The sequence below is a fragment of the Xanthomonas euvesicatoria pv. euvesicatoria genome (assembly GCF_020880415.1).
Classification (GTDB): Bacteria; Pseudomonadota; Gammaproteobacteria; order Xanthomonadales; family Xanthomonadaceae; genus Xanthomonas; species Xanthomonas euvesicatoria.
Map to the genome: position 1 here is coordinate 20,555 of NZ_JAJIUJ010000023.1, position 15,815 is coordinate 36,369.

At 67.3% G+C, this 15,815-nt stretch carries 15 protein-coding genes, 1 other RNA gene and 1 pseudogene; 8 read left to right on the top strand and 9 right to left on the bottom strand.

Going from position 1 to position 15,815, the window contains the following annotated elements:
- Window positions 1–298: 298 nt before the first annotated feature.
- Window positions 299–2,362, bottom strand: a complete 2,064-nt coding sequence (locus LN450_RS03410; protein WP_011348046.1) for a TonB-dependent receptor — start codon at window positions 2,360–2,362, stop codon at window positions 299–301.
- 162 nt (window positions 2,363–2,524) lie between these two features.
- Between LN450_RS03410 and LN450_RS03415 the strand changes: the two genes are divergently transcribed.
- The 3 genes from LN450_RS03415 to LN450_RS03425 all read left to right on the top strand — a co-directional run bounded on the left by LN450_RS03415 (window position 2,525) and on the right by LN450_RS03425 (window position 3,567).
- Window positions 2,525–2,941, top strand: a complete 417-nt coding sequence (locus LN450_RS03415) for a MerC domain-containing protein (RefSeq protein ID WP_008571877.1) — start codon at window positions 2,525–2,527, stop codon at window positions 2,939–2,941.
- A 61-nt stretch (window positions 2,942–3,002) separates the two neighbouring features.
- Window positions 3,003–3,079: non-coding RNA, sX9 sRNA (locus tag LN450_RS03420), on the top strand.
- Window positions 3,080–3,384: 305 nt separating this feature from the next.
- Window positions 3,385–3,567, top strand: a complete 183-nt coding sequence (locus tag LN450_RS03425; RefSeq protein ID WP_008571876.1) for a 30S ribosomal protein THX — start codon at window positions 3,385–3,387, stop codon at window positions 3,565–3,567.
- 299 nt (window positions 3,568–3,866) lie between these two features.
- Here the strand turns inward: LN450_RS03425 and LN450_RS03430 are convergent, their stop codons facing one another.
- The 4 genes from LN450_RS03430 to LN450_RS03445 form a co-directional block, all read right to left on the bottom strand.
- On the bottom strand, window positions 3,867–5,258 hold the full coding sequence (locus LN450_RS03430; protein ID WP_011348045.1) for a chloride channel protein: 1,392 nt from the start codon (window positions 5,256–5,258) through the stop codon (window positions 3,867–3,869).
- A 124-nt stretch (window positions 5,259–5,382) separates the two neighbouring features.
- Window positions 5,383–6,681: an alkaline phosphatase family protein gene (locus LN450_RS03435; RefSeq protein ID WP_011348044.1), complete on the bottom strand. Its 1,299-nt coding sequence runs from the start codon at window positions 6,679–6,681 to the stop codon at window positions 5,383–5,385.
- Between the two features lie 36 nt (window positions 6,682–6,717).
- Complete coding sequence (locus LN450_RS03440; protein ID WP_011348043.1) at window positions 6,718–7,263, bottom strand: methylated-DNA--[protein]-cysteine S-methyltransferase; 546 nt, start codon at window positions 7,261–7,263, stop codon at window positions 6,718–6,720.
- Complete coding sequence (locus tag LN450_RS03445) at window positions 7,260–8,723, bottom strand: AlkA N-terminal domain-containing protein (RefSeq protein ID WP_011348042.1); 1,464 nt, start codon at window positions 8,721–8,723, stop codon at window positions 7,260–7,262. Before LN450_RS03445 ends, LN450_RS03440 begins: the two co-directional genes overlap by 4 nt.
- Before the next feature lie 147 nt (window positions 8,724–8,870).
- Between LN450_RS03445 and LN450_RS03450 the strand changes: the two genes are divergently transcribed.
- From LN450_RS03450 to LN450_RS03465, 4 genes are all read left to right on the top strand, one after another.
- Window positions 8,871–10,097 (top strand): COG3904 family protein, encoded by a 1,227-nt coding sequence (locus tag LN450_RS03450; RefSeq protein WP_011348041.1) that lies wholly within the window; start codon window positions 8,871–8,873, stop codon window positions 10,095–10,097.
- A 76-nt stretch (window positions 10,098–10,173) separates the two neighbouring features.
- Window positions 10,174–10,428 carry a hypothetical protein gene (locus LN450_RS03455; RefSeq protein WP_005912872.1) on the top strand — a complete coding sequence of 85 codons (255 nt, stop codon included), beginning with the start codon at window positions 10,174–10,176 and terminating at the stop codon, window positions 10,426–10,428.
- A gap of 400 nt (window positions 10,429–10,828) precedes the next feature.
- Complete coding sequence (locus tag LN450_RS03460) at window positions 10,829–11,365, top strand: DUF4019 domain-containing protein (RefSeq protein ID WP_011348040.1); 537 nt, start codon at window positions 10,829–10,831, stop codon at window positions 11,363–11,365.
- A gap of 25 nt (window positions 11,366–11,390) precedes the next feature.
- Entirely contained in the window at window positions 11,391–11,792 is a 402-nt protein-coding gene (locus LN450_RS03465; RefSeq protein ID WP_011348039.1) for an MAPEG family protein, read from the top strand.
- A gap of 26 nt (window positions 11,793–11,818) precedes the next feature.
- Here LN450_RS03465 and LN450_RS03470 read toward each other — a convergent pair.
- From LN450_RS03470 to LN450_RS03485, 4 genes and pseudogenes are all read right to left on the bottom strand, one after another.
- Window positions 11,819–12,138, bottom strand: a pseudogene (locus tag LN450_RS03470) (hypothetical protein).
- Complete coding sequence (locus tag LN450_RS03475; RefSeq protein ID WP_005912879.1) at window positions 12,135–12,377, bottom strand: RNA-binding S4 domain-containing protein; 243 nt, start codon at window positions 12,375–12,377, stop codon at window positions 12,135–12,137. The pseudogene LN450_RS03470 and the gene LN450_RS03475 overlap by 4 nt, the downstream one beginning before the upstream one ends.
- 36 nt (window positions 12,378–12,413) lie before the next feature.
- Window positions 12,414–13,061 carry a hypothetical protein gene (locus LN450_RS03480; protein ID WP_011348038.1) on the bottom strand — a complete coding sequence of 216 codons (648 nt, stop codon included), beginning with the start codon at window positions 13,059–13,061 and terminating at the stop codon, window positions 12,414–12,416.
- Between the two features lie 29 nt (window positions 13,062–13,090).
- Complete coding sequence (locus LN450_RS03485) at window positions 13,091–13,609, bottom strand: sigma-70 family RNA polymerase sigma factor (protein ID WP_008576880.1); 519 nt, start codon at window positions 13,607–13,609, stop codon at window positions 13,091–13,093.
- 148 nt (window positions 13,610–13,757) lie between these two features.
- Here LN450_RS03485 and LN450_RS03490 point away from each other — a divergent pair, with 148 nt between their 5' ends.
- On the top strand, window positions 13,758–15,656 hold the full coding sequence (locus LN450_RS03490; protein ID WP_041855071.1) for a DEAD/DEAH box helicase: 1,899 nt from the start codon (window positions 13,758–13,760) through the stop codon (window positions 15,654–15,656).
- The last annotated feature ends 159 nt before the right edge of the window (window positions 15,657–15,815 follow it).

The following is a 15,815-nucleotide window of genomic DNA, read 5'->3' on the forward strand; positions in this document are numbered from 1 at the left end:
CGCGTCGCTTGCGCCCCCTGTCAGCGCAGTGCTAATGAAGTTTTAACCCTAGATGCGCCGCAGCGTGTTGTGCGACGCAGCAGCCGTGGGCTGCGCTTCCACGTTGGGAAGAAGGTCGTGCTGGCGTGTCGCGCGTCGGTGCTCCCGTCCTGAGTGCCGTGCAAATCCACGCGCTGGCGAACGCGACTGCAGGCGCAGTGCAGTGCGCGCAAGCCGGCGCCGATAGCTCGGCAATGCACATAAAAAAGGCCGCCCGAAGGCGGCCTTCCTTCCAGTCAGCAGGGGAGAGAGTCTGCCGTCAGAAGAACAGGCGCACGCCGAACGAGGCGCTGCGGCCAGGAAGCATAACATCGTCCTTGAGGAAGGAGGTGTGCACGCGTGCGTCCTGGTTGGTCAGGTTGTTGCCGTCCAGGAACACTTCCCACGCCGTGCTGCCGTGGTCCACGTGATACGCCAGATGTGCATCGACGAAGGTGTAGCCGTTGGTCGGCGTTTCGTTCACTGCCACCTTGTCCTGCTTCATGGTGCGGGTGGCACCGAGCGATGCGCGCCACTGCTGCGCATCCCAGCGCAGCTGCGCACCGAAGCGGCCCGGTGCGATCCGCGGCAGGTTGCCGCCATCGTTCAGGCGCGCCCGCACGGTATCCCCGAACACGCGCAGGTCCCACGCACCGTTCTCGTTGTTGGCCAGGTGGACGGTGGCCTCGCCTTCGAAACCTTGGAAGATCGCATCGGCCTGCGTCCACTGGCGAATCGGCAGGAAGTCGTTGTCTTCTTCGTTGAACCACTGGCCGCCGGTGTCGACGATGTAGACGAAGTCGTTGTAGCGGTTGTAGTAAGCCGCCACCTTGGCATCCACCCAGTCATTCTGGAAATTCAATCCCAGCTCGGCCTGGTTGGCCTTCTCGGTCTTCAGGTTGGCGTCGCCGATTTCGAAGGCGAGGGTGGCGATGTGCGGGCCGTTGGCGAACAGTTCTTCTTCGGCCGGCGCGCGCTCGGCGTGGTCCAGGTTGGCGGTCAGACGCCATTGTTCGTTGAAGCGGAACCCGCCGCTGGCCGAGAAGCTGGTCGGCGTGAAATCGCGATCCACGCCGACATCGGTCTTGTACTTGACCTTGTCCACGCGCGCGCCGACTTCGGCGGTGACCCGCTCCCAACTGTTGCGCGCAACGGCAAATGCGCCGAGCGAGCGTGTATCGGTCTTGGGCACGAAGGATTCTTCGCCGATCGCCTGGAAGGTGCTGTCGCTGCCTTGCAGACCGAATGCAGTCTGCCAGCCGCCGCCAAACGTGAACGAGGCTTCCACGCGGCCTTCGTTGGCCCGCTTGGTGAACACGGTGCCGACTTCGGCGCCTTCGAATTCGGTATGTGCGTAATCGGTATGGCCGAAGCTGTAACGCAACGCGCTGCCTTCGCCCCACGGATCGGTCAGCCCGCCCTTGAGGTCGTAGCGGTCCTGCTGCAGTTTCAGCGACACGCCGCGCTCGCCGATGGACGGGTCGCCCGGCTCGCCCGGGTTGCCGTAGTTGTCGCGGAAACGCGATGCCGACAGGCCGACAAACCCCCAGTCGCCGGACAGCGATGCACCGATCGAGCCCACCTTGGAATCGATCCAGCTGTTGAGCTGGCGACCTTTCGGCGTGTCGTAGTCGTTCTGGTTGCGATACACGCCATCGGCGTGGATCGACAGCCCGCTGCCATTACCGGCATCGACGCGGAACATGTCGGTGTTGCCGTCCTTGTCGCCGCCGTCCATGCGCACTTCGGCGCGCCCGCTGAAGCCGTCCACCGGGGTCTCGGCGATGCGCCCGTCGACCACGTTGACCACGCCGCCGATGGCGCCGGAGCCATACAGCAAGGTCGAAGGACCCTTCAGCACTTCGATCTGATTGGCCAGGAACGGCTCGATCGCCGGGGAATGGTCCTGGCTGACGGTGGATACGTCCTGGGTGGACAGGCCGTCGCGCAGCACTGCCACGCGCGGGCCGTCCAGGCCGCGGATGATCGGCCGGCCCACGCCGGGTCCGAAGTTGGAACTCTGCACGCCGGGCAGGCTGGCCACGGTTTCGCCCAGGCTGGAACTGCGCACCTCGTCCAGACGCTCGCCGGCCAGCACTTCCACCGGGCGGCTCAACTCACCGGCCGCATCGCGCAGCGGGCTGGCGGTGACCACCACCTTGTCCAGATCCTTGATATGACGCCCACTGGAGGGGCTGGCATCGTGGCGCGTGTCCGAACTGGGCGGGGTCTGCCCATCGGCAGCGACCGGAGCGTCCTCGGCCATGGCCAGGGCAGGGGTCAGCAGGCTGGTCAGGGCCAGCGAGAGCGCAGAACGGCGGAAAGAGGGAGCAAAAGAGGGCATGGTGGACCGGACTCTGTAATTGTTACTGTGTATCAGTGGTAAGGCGCAGCTTTCCTGCTGCGCCGGCGGCGAGCCCGCATGACTGCGCGATGCACTGATGCGGGGCTGGAACAGTAAGATGTTATATTATTCCACGTCGCCGCGAGTACCCTGCTGGACGTCATGCCTCTACCAACCCTTCGCCATCTTCTTGACCGCTTCGGCGCAACCGGCTCGCTGCTGTGCGCGGTGCACTGTGCGGTATTGCCACTGGTGCTGGCGCTGGCGCCTTCGCTGGGCCTGTCGTTCTGGCTGGGCGACGGGGTGGAACGGGCCATCGTGGTGTTCGTGACGCTGCTGGGCCTTTTCAGCCTTGTGCTCGGGTATCGCCGGCATAAAGCGCTGCATGCACTGGCGTTGCTGCTGCCCGGCCTGGGGTTGCTGTGGCTGGGCCTGCTGTACGACCCGCTTCATCATTCGGTGGTGCCGCATGCGGTGGTGATGACGCTGGGCGGCGCCCTGGTCGGTATCGCCCACCTGGTCAATCTGCGTCTGAATCACGGGCATGGGCATGTGCACGACGCCAGCTGCGCGCACTAAGGGCGGCTAACAAAACGACTGCGCAGCCGCCAGGCGGTCGCGGCCGGTGCTCGGAATCGGCATGTACCACGCGTACGCTAAGGTTCTGAGCGTGCCGTTAGTGCCCACCTGATAGCTGCTCGCTACGTTTTGTTAGCCGCACTAAGCCTTTGTCGTCGTGCGGTTGCGTCGCCGCCAGGCCGGTGCGGACAGCGGAGTTCCTCCACGTCTGCCCGCCGCATTTTCTGGCTGCTCTGCTGCTCCAACCGCGGCCGAGCACAGTCCACGACTGCATGCATCGTTCTTGGATCGATCAGTGCGGCAAGGCGGTCGGGCGCTGCCCAGCTACGCGCGCCGGGGCCGCCGTGGTAGGCTTGTCGGCCTTGCGCGAGGGCGCCGCCGGTGAAACCTCGCCAGACCTGTGCCAGCACGGGAATTTGTATTCACATTCAGGAGTCGACGAAATGGGTAAGGGTGACCGTAAGACCGCCAAGGGCAAGCGCTACAACGCCAGCTACGGCAATTCGCGTTCGCACGCGGTGAGCAAGGTTGTCGTGGGTGCAGCTGCCCCGGTTGCCAAGAAGGGTGTGGTCAAGGCCCCGGCCAAGAAGGCCGTCGCCAAGAAGACCGTCGCCAAGGCCGGCTGATCCCGGCCAGCTTCGCGACACCAGAACGCGGCGCTTGCGCCGCGTTTTTTATGTCCGCTGTCCGGCATTGCCCGGCCGGCATCGTGAAGGCGCCGGCTGGCCAGGCGATGCCCGATCAGGTCGCGGCAACGTCTTTTCCCCGGCACGTTCATGGACCTGGCGTACGTGTGCGCGCTGGCTTACGCCTGGCGCCACCCGATCAACGCCGGGACATGTGGTCGATCACCAGGCGACCCGGCACTGAATCGTTGCTGTCGCAGCCGGCCGCGCTGCGCACTGCTGGCCGGCCGCATCCAGCGTCAGTGACCAGGCGCGGAAGTCGTCGGTGCCACGGTAGCGCCACCCGGTGCCAGCAACTGCTCGGCCAGGCCACGATAGATCGGCGTCTTGCAGACCAGCCCGGAGACTGCGCGCGCGATCAGCACGGTGGCCAGGATCGGCAGCAGCATCTGGCTGGTGTCGGTGAGTTCCAGCGAAATCACCGCCGAGGTCAGCGGCGCCTGGGTCACGCCGGTGAGATAGGCGCACATGCCCAGCAGCACGAAGGTGCGCGGATCCACGCTGGGCATCAGTACCGAGAGGTTGTGGCCGATGCCGGCACCCACTGCCAGCGCCGGCGAAAACAGGCCACCTGGAATGCCGGCCAGATACGAGACCAGGTTGGCGATGAGTTTCATCATGCCGAACTCGTGGCCGACCACCGCATGCCCCTGCACCAGGCTGCGCGCCTGTTCGTAGCCGGTGCCGAAGGCGCCTTGCCCGAACACCAGCGCCAGCCCGACCAGTGCAACGCCGCACAATGCGGCCAGCAGCACCGGATGCCGTTGGCGCAGCGCGCCCAACCAGCGCGGTTTGCCGCTGACGCTGGCCAGCACCATCCGCGCGAAGATGCCGCCGAGTAACCCGGCCACGCTGCCGCACAAGGCGATCGCCAGCCAGGCCTGGCCCAAGGGCAAGGCCACGGCCACCTTGCCGAAATAGGTGTAGTTGCCCAGCAGGCCCAGCGACACCACCCCACCGACGATCACCGCGGTGAGCAGGGTGCCGGAAAAGCGGTGCTCGAAACGCCCGCTCAGTTCTTCAATCGCAAAGACCACGCCCGCGAGCGGGGTGTTGAACGCGGCCGCGATACCGGCGGCGCCGCCGGCGAGCAGGAAATGCGAGAGCTCGCGTGGGTCGCGAAAACCGAACCAGCGCCCGAACACATGCATCAGGCTGGCGCCGACATGCACGGTGGGTCCTTCGCGTCCCACCGATGCGCCGCCGAGCAGCGACAAGGTGGTCAACGCGAGCTTGCCAACCGACACGCGCAACGAGAGGTTGCTGTCGCGATACGCCGGCTCCGGGTGCTCCAGCGCGGCTATCACCTGCGGGATGCCGCTGCCGCGCGTAGGCCGCAGCGCACCGGAGGTGAGCCAGGCGAGCAGCGCGAAGATGCCCGGCGTCAGCAGCAGTGCCCACCAGATCGAGTGTGCGGTGATGCGTTGAAATAGATGAAAGGCCGCGTCGCTGGCCTTGGCGAATACGATCGCCACCAGCGCCACCGCAATGGCGCCGCCCCACAGTGCAGCGCGACGACGCCAGCCTTCGCTGGACAACAGCGGCCGCAAGCGACGCGGCGGGGGATTGGAACCAGACATTGCGTCATTGTCGCACTGCTGGGCCGCAGCGGTGTCTACAGCGAGCCACATTCCTGCCCTGTCGCCGACATGAGCCGCGCGGCCACGACGTGGCGCGGCGTCTTGCCTGCGTGCGCGTTTTCGGCGTGGATGCTGCGCGCGCGCATGGCGGCGTTGCTGCGGGTGCCGGTCGCGTCTATTTGGCGTCGGCTGCCGGCGGCACGCGCAAGGCCGGCAGCAAGGTTGCCGGGTTGCCATCGTTGGGTGCGGCCGGAATACCCAGCAGCCGGGTCATCAGCGCATAGACATCCACGTTGTCGAAGCCTGGCAGTGTCTTGCCCTGCGCCAGATCCGGGCCTTGCGCCAGAAACACCGCCCGCATCGATGGCAATGCCGGATCGAAGCCATGCGAGCCACGTGTGCCCCGCTGCGCGCGTTTGGCAAGCTTGTCCGGGAAGAGTGCATCCCAACCTTCGTGCATCTGGCACACGATCGACGGAATGCGCGGGTGGCTGCCGTACTGCCAGCGTGCCGGCAGCTCCGCCTTGCGCCAGCAGTCGTAGTGGTCGTGCGCACCGAGCACGCTGGCCTCGGCAGCGTCCTGTTGCCCAGGCAATGGCTGCAAGCCGATCACCTGGCCATCGGTGATTGCGGTGGCGATCCGCGGCGGCGCGATGTCTTCCACGCTGATCGCATGCCCCGGCGCAACCTCGGCCATGCCATGGTCGGAGACCACGATGATGTTGGTGCGCGCACGCGTGCCATCGCGTTGCATGCCTGTCAGCAGCTGGCCGATGGCCGCATCCACCGCGCGCACGGCGTCGGCGTATTCGCGCGATTCCGGGCCGTGGTCGTGGCCGGCTTCGTCCACATTTTCGAAGTACAGCGTGACGAGGCGATTGCGCCGGGCGCCGTCGGTTTTCAGCCAGCCCCGCACTGCGTCCACGCGCGTGTCCAGGCGCACGCCTTTTTGATAATGGCGCCACTGCGACGGGCGTACGCCCTTGATTGCCGCCTCGCTGCCTGGCCACGACCAGGTGGCCGCATGCTGGCCGCTGTTTTCCACGCCCACCCACACCGGTTCGCCGCCCCACCAGCGCGCATCGCCCACCGCCTCGGACTTGCTCAACCAGAAACCCCCAAGTGTCGGGTCGCGCATGCTGTTGTGCACGATGCCGTGGTGGTCCGGGCGCAGCCCGGTGACCAGGGTGTAGTGATTGGGAAACGTCAGCGACGGATACGAGGGCGTCATCCAGCGCGCACGTACGCCTTCGCGTGCCAGTTGCGACAGGTTCGGCGTGATGCCGCGATCGAGCATGTCCGCGCGCAGGCCGTCGATGGAGATGAGCAGCAGTGTGTGCGGGGTGCTGGCCGATGCGGTATTGGGCGCTGCAGTCGGCGCCTGCGTGGGCGCGCTGCGCGCAGATGGCTGGCTGCTACAGGCCGCAAGCAAGGCAAGCGCCGCTGCGGCAACTCCAAAACGTCGGTCGATCATGGCGTCAGTTTACGGCGCAGCGATGACGCCGCGAAGTCAGCCAGTGCGCACTGCCGAGGCAGGTGCAAACAGATCGTCGGCGCGTGCGGCGCCACGCGGGGACCAGCCTTCCAACTGCAACAAGGCCTGCTTGGTCGGCAGGCCGCCGCCGAAGCCGGTCAACGTGCCATTGGCGCCGATCACGCGATGGCAGGGCAGCACGATCGGCAGCGGATTGCGTCCGTTGGCAGCGCCCACCGCGCGGCTCGCGGCCGGCTTGCCGACCGCCTGCGCAAGTTGCGCGTAGCTCCAAGTCTGCCCGAACGGAATCTGCGCCAGCGTGCGCCAGACCGTCAGCTGAAACGGTGTGCCGACCGGCGCCAGCGGCAGATCGAAACTGCGTCGCCCGCCATGCAGGTAATCGAGCAACTGTTCGCGTGCTTCGCGCACCAGCGGCGCATCGGGGTCGTGCAACCAGCGCGCACGGCCGATGGCGTCGTAGCGGTTCTGCGCGAACAGGATGTGGTGCACGCCGGTGGCGTCGGCGGCCACGCTCAGTGCGCCGATCGGCGAGGGAAAGGTGTCGTAGTGCAGTGTGCTCATGCGCGGGTGTCCTTGCGGTCGTTGGCCAGATGCCACAGGTGCAGCACGGCGTAGGCGCGCCACGGTCGCCACGCCTGCGAACGGGCGTCGGTGGCGCGTTCGCTCAGGCGCCCGGGAGCGCCGAGCACCTGCTGCAGGATCAGGTCGCCGGCCGGAAACGCGTCCGGATGCGACAACGCACGCATGGCCACGTAATGCGCGGTCCACGGCCCGATTCCGGGCAGCGCGGTGCAGGCGGCGATGAAATCAGGCAGGCGCTGCCCGGCACCGAAGTGCAGCTGGCCTTGCGCGCAGGCCGATGCCAGCGCACGCAGCGTGGCGGCGCGCGCACGCGGCAGGCCGAGTTGTTCCAGCGGCGCGTCGGCCAGCTGTTCGGGCGTGGGGAGACTGCGATCCAGTCCGGGTGGCATGTCGGCATGATGACCGCCATGACGGTTCACCAGCCGCGCTGCCAGCGTTGCCGCGCCGACCACGCTGATCTGCTGGCCCAGCACCGCACGCACCGCCACTTCGAAACCGTCCCAGCCGCCGGGCACGCGCAGCCCGGGGCGGCGCGCGAGCGCCTCGGCCAGCAGTGGTTCCGGCGCGAGCGTGGCGTGCACGGCCTGCAGGTCTGCATCCAGATCGAATAGCCGGCGCACGCGCCGCACGATCTGCGGAATCTGGCGCGGGTCGGTGGCGCCGATGCGCAGCAGCAGTTCCGCGCGCTGCGGTGCTGCGCTGACCTCGATCACGCTGGCCTTGCCCGGCGGGCCGATGACGCGCCGGTAGCCGTTGGCATCGACCTGCTCGATGCCCGGGATCGCGCGGCGCTGCAAGAAGGCCAGCATCGCCGGCAGATCCAGTGGCGGGCGATAGCCCAGGCGCAATGTCAGTTCGCCGCCGGGGACCTCGGTACGCTGCTTGCGCAATGCAGAGGGCGGCATGCCGCAGCCGTGCAGGAAGGCCGCATTGAAGCGGCGCAGGCTGTTGAAGCCGGCCGCAAGCGCGACCTCGGTGACCGGCAGGGCGGTTTCGGTCAGCAATTGCTTGGCCAGCAGCAGCCGATGCGTGCCGTGCACCTGGATCGGCGTGGCGCCCAGCTGCTGCACGAATTGCCGCTGCAGTTGGCGCGCGCTCAAGCCCACCGCATCGGCCAGCGTCTGCACCGGCTGCTCCTGCAGCGCGCCGTCGGCAATCATCGCCAGCGCACGCTGCACGCTTTCTTCGCCCAGATGTTGCTGCGCCTGCGGCGACAGCTCCGGCCGGCAGCGCAGGCACGGCCGGTAGCCGGCGGCGCTGGCTGCCGCGGCAGTGGGGTAGTAACTGACATTGGCCGGCTTCGGCGGCGGCGCCGGACACACCGGGCGGCAATAGATGCCGGTGCTGCGCACGGCGGTGAAAAACAGCCCGTCGAAGCGTGCATCGCGTGCCAGGCGCGCGCGGTCGCATTGGGTTCGGTCGGGCGTTGCGGTCTGCATGGCGCCAGTCTATGCGCTCGCCCTGGCGCCGGCTGGCCGTTTTCGGACAGGGTTGCGGCGAGCCCGCGCGTTCATGGCCGGGTCAACCCATCGACCCATTCAGCCATAGACTGCGGGTGATCTCCGTCGCGCTCCGTGCCCCACATCATGCTGAAATCGGTTTGTCTGTCCCTTGCCTGCTTGCTCCTGCTGGCCGCCTGCGATCGGTCGGCGACCTCCGCCGATGCAGCGGTTGCGCAGCAGAGTGGTGCAGGGCAGGCAAGCGATGGCGATCACATGGTGTCGGTGGATACGCCCGACCCGGTCCCGCCACCGCGCCCGCGCACGCAGGCGGGCGAGGCCGGCTGGCCGCAGGCGGAACTGGAATCGGGCCAGGCCTGGATCAGCTGCGCGACCGATTACAGCCGCGAGGCCGGCGACGGCACGTTGTTGCCGGCACTGGACCGGGCCAGCGTGGAAGCGGCGCTGGCGCCGTGCCGCGAGACCGGGCTGGTGCGGGTGCGCTACGCCGGCAAGATCAATGCGGGTTTTGCGGCGCTGGTGTGGCGGCTGGCCTCGGTCGCGGAGCAGTGGAAGTTGCCGCATCGCATCCTGGACCTGGATTCCAGTGGCGGGCAGGTGGAGGCGGCGATCCGCGCCGGCGATACCATCGGCGAATCCAACTGGACCATCTGGGTGCGCGAAGGCTCGATCTGCCACAGCGCCTGCGTGTTCGTGCTGGCGGCCGGCGACAACCGCCTGGTCGCCGGCAAGGTCGGCATTCACCGCATGATGCGGATCAGCTCCAAGGCGACCTCGCGCGCCGAGCTCAATCGCGAACTGCGCGAGGTCTACGGCAACGTCAAGGATTACCTGGAGCGCAACGGCGTGGCGGTGGCGGTGGCCGACTTGATGATGACCGTGCCCAACCGCAGCCTGCGCCTGCTCAGCGTGGAAGAGTTGCGCGAATACGGGCTGGACGGCACCAACGCCGTGCAGGACGATCTGGAACGCATCCGCCAGATGCGCAAGTGCGGCGATGCCTTCGTACGCCGCAAGGACGCGTTTCTGGTCGCCTTCGACCAGAAGTGCAAGGGCGAGGGCGCAGACCTGGACGCGGTCAATGCCTGCGGTCTGGCCTTGAAGCAGCGCTTCGGCTTTCCGGATGCGGCCTGCCCGGAAGAAAGTCCGCTGGCCGAAACCGATGCCGCGGCGCTGCCGGCCACCCCGACGTCCGAGACGCAGACCGGTGAGGCGCAGGCCGGCCAGACGCAAAACGACCAAGCCCAGCGCGATGCCGCAGGTGCGGCGACACCTGCAGCCGAACCAGACTCCGCGCCAACGCAGGACGCGGCCCAGGCCGGCCCGTCGCCCGCGACGCACCCCGACGGTTGAGCGCAGTGATGGGCTTCACGCGTATCGCACTGCGCGCTGCCTATCGTCGCTGCATCACAACCGAGCCGGGGGGCGTATGCGAGGCAAGACCAAGGGTGTGTTACTGGCCTACCTACCTTCAGCCCTGTTGGTGCTGGTTGGCTTCGGTGTGGCCGAGCTGCTGCGTCTGGCCGCTGCGGCCATGCACGAACAATGGCCGGCGACGCTGGCCACCTGGCTGAGTCTGGCGGCGCTGATTGCCGCAATCGCGCGTGCCTTCTGGGTCAGTTGGCGTCTGTGGCGGCCGCGTGGCGTGGCGGCAGTGCCGCCGGCTCCGGGGAGCGAGGTCTAGATCGCGTTGACAACGGCAATGGGAATTCAAGGTTGGTGCGCGCCTGTGCGGAATGCGTGCCTGGTCACTTCACGTGATTGCGGCGCGCGTCCGCACCCAGCCGAGCCCGACATCTGCAGCATGCCTGCCACTCCAGACAGAAGGATGAAACGCCGCTGCCAGACCTGATGACTTCCAATGCGCGCATCCGTGGCCGGAGGTCCCTGCTCGCCGCTTGCGCGCTCGAGAAGTGTGTTTTCCAAAAGGCCCGCGTCAGCGCTTGCCTTGTCGCCTTCAGCGCCCTCCCCGGACCTGCACCCGCAGACTTGTGTTGCGCATGACGCGCCCTAGACTGCGCTACCCGCCAAAAGGTGGGCGGCGCCTCTCCCTTTCCACCCGATCCGTACAAGGTCCCCGTCCCATGCTTCGTTCTCGTCTGGTTATCGTGTTGGCACTGGCTCCAGCGCTGGCGTTCGCTCAACAACCGCAGGCGGCCGGTCGCCCTGCCAGCCCGGCGGCGGCGCAACCGGCCGCTGCAGCGCCCGCAGGGCAGCCGGCGCTCAGCCCGGCGCAGCAGGCGCAGCTGACCAAGCAGAACACCGAGATGACCCAGGCCGCCCTGCGCGTGGCGCAGATGGTGGACGGCAACCAGGTCGCGTCCTTGTGGGATGGCGCGTCCAAGGTGGCCAAGACCGCGGTCAAGCGCGACGTCTTCGTCAGCCAGATCGGCACCGAACGCGCGCGGCTGGGTGCGGTGGTGGGGCGCGGGCAGGGCTCGGTCACGCGGGTCAAGTACGGTCCCGGCGCGCAGGTGCCCGAAGGCCTGTATGTCAACGTCAGCTTCCCGACCCGTTTCGCCAAGGCGCAGCAGCCGGTCCGCGAGCTGGTCTCGTTCCGTCTGGACGAAGACAAGACCTGGCGGTTGGCCGGTTACAGCCTGCGCACGGCGGTGAAGTGATGTTTCCATCGGCCGGGAGAAACGTATGCCACTGACGATCGAGCTGCAGATGCTGGGCTGGGCGATGGTGCTCGGGCTGGTGCAATTGCTGGCCGCCTCGGCCAGCATGACCGCCCAGCGCGGCACCAAGTGGAATGCCAGCGCACGCGATGGCGAGGCCAAGCCGCTCACCGGCGTGGCGGCGCGGTTGGACCGTGCGTTTCGCAATTATCTCGAGACCTTTCCGATCTTCGCGGCCGCCGTGCTGGCGGTGAGCGTGGCCGGGCGCACCAGCGCAGAAACAGCACTCGCCGTGCAGCTCTACCTGTGGGCGCGCGTGGCGTATGTGCCGGTGTATGCCGCGGGTATTCCGTACCTGCGCAGCGCCATCTGGGTGGTGTCGTTATGGGGCATCATCAAACTGGTGCGCGCACTGCTGGGCATTTGATGCAGCGTCGCCGGCGGGTGTGAGCTTCAATCAGTCGCTTGCACCCGCGCCAGGATTGCATCGATGGCCGCCTGCGTATCGCCGGTATGCAGGGCTTGCTCCAGCAGTGGAATCACCCAGGCGCAACCGGCCCTGGTCACCTCTGCACGCCAGTCGCCGCGCAGGCATCCAGTTCGTGCAAGGCCAGCATGCTGCAGCCGCCTCGCTCGGCATGGCCGCCGCGGATGGACTGCTCCAGCCAGAACGGCTGGTCCGAGTCGATGGCGATCGAAAAAACACAGACGTCGTGGGTTGGATCGTCGGCCGAAGGTGCGTTGTTGCGCCGGCCGATCTCCACCACCTTCATGCGTCAGGCTCGGCGTCCGGGTTCCATGCCAATACGCGAATTTCCACATCGTCCAGCTGCACCAGCTGACCGGGACGGATCTTGGCGGTCTTGCGCAGCTCCTGCACGCCGTCGACGCTGACCGCGCCGCTGGCGACGATCGCCTTGCCCTGGCCGCCGCTGTCGGCAATGCCGGCCAGCTTGAGCAACTGGTTGAGTTCGATGTAGTCGCCGTCCAGGTCGAATTCCAGGTATTGCATGGTGTGCTCGGTGGCAGGGAGGCCGCGATTATCCGCCTACTCGCGCTGGAAGCGCGCGATCTGTTCCAGCAGGGTTTCGGTGCGGGCGACGCTGCGGCGGGCATGCGCGGCGTCCAGGCGTTCCAGCCAGGGGTGACCGCTGCGCTGCAGCCGTCGATAGCCCAGCCAGGTGCCGATGCCGCCGAGGACGCCCACCAGCAGGTTGCATAACAGCCAGGCGTACGGTAACGAAACGCCCGTGAAGGTCCGCCACGCAGCGTCTGCCACTGCCACCCACAGCACCCAGAACGCCACGCCCAGCCACGGCGCCACGCGCGTGCGCCAGCGCCGCAGCTGTGCAAGCGCGCGCTGTGTCTGCAGCAGTGGCCTGGCGAAATCCAACTGCGACAACAGCCACAGTTGACGGGCCGCAGACGCTGACAGCGCAACGCACCACGCCTGCAGCAACACGCCGCCGACGACGGCAGCGGCCTGTTCGGCGAAACTGAGCCAACTGTGGGCAACGATGCCACTCACTGCGATGGCGCACAGCAGTTGCGCCGACTGGCTCAGCCACAACGGGCGCAGATGCGCGCGCGCTGCGTGGCTGCGCAGGTCGCCGAGCACCTGGTCGGTGAGTGCAGCGTGTTGGTCCAGCCGTTGTTCCAGGGAACGCCAGGCCAGGGCGATGTCGTCCAGTTCCATGTCTTGCTCCGGTTGCGGATCGGTGGGGTTCACAGCTCGGCGCGAATGCGCGTTTTCAGTCGGCTGAGTTTGGTGGCGACATTGGTTTCGCTGATGCCGAGCACTTCGCCGATTTCGCGATAGCTGTGCTCGTCCAGATAGAGCAACAGCAGCGCGCGTTCCAGCGGCGGTTGCTGTGCGATGAAGGCATACAGCGCGGCCACCTGTTGCGCGCGTACAGGGTCGTGCGCCTGTGGATCGGCGATGCGCTCCATCACCGCATCCAGCGCGATCGGCTCGCCGGCCGCGCGGCGGCCGCGCAGATCGCTGATCGCCACGTTCAGGGCGATGCGGTACATCCAGGTGGAAAAGCGCCGACCCGGGTCGTAGCCGGGAAATGCCCGCCACAGTTGCGTGGCGATTTCCTGCGCCAGTTCGTCGCGGTCGTCGCGTCCGCGGCAATAGCTGGCCGCCACCTTCAGCACGATGCCGCGATGCTGCTGCAGCAGGGCGCTGAAGCGGGTGTGCAGGTCTGTGTCCAGGGGCGTGGCTCCGGTCGGGCAGGTCAAGGGACGACACGGGGGATGATTCGCGCAGCAGCGCAATTCCTCACAACCTGAATGGACTGTCACGAAAATTTCGACAGCAAGGGGGCTGAAGAGGCACACTATGCTGCTTTGCGCCTGCCGGCTCCGTGCGGCGCCTCCGGAGTTACCCATGACCCAAGAATCTTCCGCGCCGCTGCTGTTTGCAGATCTCGGCCTCTCGGACGCTGTGATGAAGGCCGTTGCCAATGTCGGCTACGAGTCGCCGTCGCCGATCCAGGCTGCCACCATCCCCGCGTTGCTGGCCGGTCGCGACGTACTCGGCCAGGCCCAGACCGGTACCGGCAAGACCGCCGCGTTCGCGCTGCCGGTGCTGTCCAACGCCGATCTCCACCAGGTCAAGCCGCAGGCATTGGTGCTGGCCCCGACCCGCGAACTGGCCATCCAGGTCGCCGAGGCGTTCCAGAAATATGCCGAAGCCATTCCCGGCTTCCGCGTGCTGCCGGTCTACGGCGGCCAGCCGTATGCCCAGCAGCTGAGCGCGCTCAAGCGCGGCGTGCACGTGGTGGTCGGTACCCCGGGCCGGGTGATCGATCACCTGGACCGCGGTACCCTGGATCTGTCGCAGCTCAAGACGCTGGTGCTGGACGAAGCCGACGAAATGCTGCGCATGGGCTTCATCGACGACGTCGAAGCGGTGCTGAAGAAGTTGCCGGCGCAGCGCCAGGTGGCCTTGTTCTCGGCCACCATGCCGCCGGCCATCCGCCGTATCGCGCAGACCTATCTGAAGGACCCGGCCGAAGTCACCATCGCGGCCAAGACCACCACCTCGGCCAACATCCGCCAGCGCTACTGGTGGGTGAGCGGGCTGCACAAGCTGGACGCGTTGACCCGCATTCTCGAGGTCGAGCCGTTCGACGGCATGATCATCTTCGCGCGCACCAAGGCGGCCACCGAAGAGCTGGCGCAGAAGCTGCAGGCGCGCGGCATGGCGGCAGCGGCCATCAACGGCGACATGCAGCAGGCCGCACGCGAGAAGACCATCGCCCAGCTCAAGGACGGCAAGCTGGACATCCTGGTGGCCACCGACGTGGCCGCACGCGGTCTGGACGTGGAGCGCATCAGCCACGTGCTGAACTACGACATTCCCTACGACACCGAAAGCTACGTGCACCGCATCGGTCGCACCGGCCGTGCCGGGCGTAACGGCGACGCGATCCTGTTCGTGACGCCGCGCGAGAAGGGCATGCTGCGCTCCATCGAACGCGCCACCCGTCAGCCGATCGAAGAGATGCAGCTGCCGAGCGTGGACGCGGTCAACGACACCCGCGTCGCGCGTTTCATGAGCCGCATCACCGAGACCCTGGCCGGTGGCCAGATCGACATGTACCGCGACCTGCTGCAGCGCTACGAAGCCGAAAACAACGTGCCGGCGATCGATATCGCCGCCGCGCTGGCCAAGCTGCTGCAGGGCGATGCCCCGTTCCTGCTGACCCCGCCGGTGCGCGGTGCGCGCGAGGACACTGCGCCGCGCGAACGTCATGAGCGTGCCGACCGCGGCGATCGCCCCCGCTTCGAGCCGAAGTTCGAACGTGGCCCGCGTGCCGACGGCGAGCGCGCTGCACGCCCGCCGCGCGGTGACGATGCCGGCGAGCGTCCACGCCGCGAGCCGGCCCCACGTGGCGAGCCGGAGTTCGGCATGGAGAGCTACCGCATCGAAGTGGGCCACAGCCACGGCGTGAAGCCGGCCAACATCGTTGGCGCGATCGCCAACGAAGCCGGGCTGGAAAGCCGGTATATCGGTCGTATCGATATCCAGGACGATTATTCGATCCTGGATCTGCCGGCCGACATGCCGCGCGAACTGCTGCAGCACCTCAAGAAGGTCTGGGTGTCTGGCCAGCAGCTCAACATGCGCAAGCTGGAAGACGGCGAAGCGGCCGCAGCGGCGTCCAAGCCGCGCTTCCCGCGTGGCGGCAAGCCGTCCGGTCGCCCGAACGGCCCGGGTCGTCCGATGGACCGCGCCGGCGCGCCGCACCGCAAGGGTCCGCCGAAGCCGCGCGGCGAGTAAGGCTGCCCGGCGCTGCTCGCAGGGATCCTGCAGACGGTCGGGTTGCCCAGTATCGCTATGCATCCAAGAGCATAGCGAGCGGGTAAGGCGTTACGGCGCCTCAAGGCGGCGGCGATCAGGCTGATCTAGTCAGCGTCGCTAACCCCCGGTCGCATCACG

Excerpts from the sequence above, each read along its gene's own strand:
- LN450_RS03410 (WP_011348046.1), bottom strand. The coding sequence starts at position 2,362 with ATGCCCTCTTTTGCTCCCTCTTTCCGCCGTTCTGCGCTCTCGCTGGCC.
- LN450_RS03415 (WP_008571877.1), top strand. The coding sequence starts at position 2,525 with ATGCCTCTACCAACCCTTCGCCATCTTCTTGACCGCTTCGGCGCAACC.
- LN450_RS03425 (WP_008571876.1), top strand. The coding sequence starts at position 3,385 with ATGGGTAAGGGTGACCGTAAGACCGCCAAGGGCAAGCGCTACAACGCC.
- LN450_RS03430 (WP_011348045.1), bottom strand. The coding sequence starts at position 5,258 with ATGTGGCTCGCTGTAGACACCGCTGCGGCCCAGCAGTGCGACAATGAC.
- LN450_RS03435 (WP_011348044.1), bottom strand. The coding sequence starts at position 6,681 with ATGATCGACCGACGTTTTGGAGTTGCCGCAGCGGCGCTTGCCTTGCTT.
- LN450_RS03440 (WP_011348043.1), bottom strand. The coding sequence starts at position 7,263 with ATGAGCACACTGCACTACGACACCTTTCCCTCGCCGATCGGCGCACTG.
- LN450_RS03445 (WP_011348042.1), bottom strand. The coding sequence starts at position 8,723 with ATGCAGACCGCAACGCCCGACCGAACCCAATGCGACCGCGCGCGCCTG.
- LN450_RS03450 (WP_011348041.1), top strand. The coding sequence starts at position 8,871 with ATGCTGAAATCGGTTTGTCTGTCCCTTGCCTGCTTGCTCCTGCTGGCC.
- LN450_RS03455 (WP_005912872.1), top strand. The coding sequence starts at position 10,174 with ATGCGAGGCAAGACCAAGGGTGTGTTACTGGCCTACCTACCTTCAGCC.
- LN450_RS03460 (WP_011348040.1), top strand. The coding sequence starts at position 10,829 with ATGCTTCGTTCTCGTCTGGTTATCGTGTTGGCACTGGCTCCAGCGCTG.
- LN450_RS03465 (WP_011348039.1), top strand. The coding sequence starts at position 11,391 with ATGCCACTGACGATCGAGCTGCAGATGCTGGGCTGGGCGATGGTGCTC.
- LN450_RS03475 (WP_005912879.1), bottom strand. The coding sequence starts at position 12,377 with ATGCAATACCTGGAATTCGACCTGGACGGCGACTACATCGAACTCAAC.
- LN450_RS03480 (WP_011348038.1), bottom strand. The coding sequence starts at position 13,061 with ATGGAACTGGACGACATCGCCCTGGCCTGGCGTTCCCTGGAACAACGG.
- LN450_RS03490 (WP_041855071.1), top strand. The coding sequence starts at position 13,758 with ATGACCCAAGAATCTTCCGCGCCGCTGCTGTTTGCAGATCTCGGCCTC.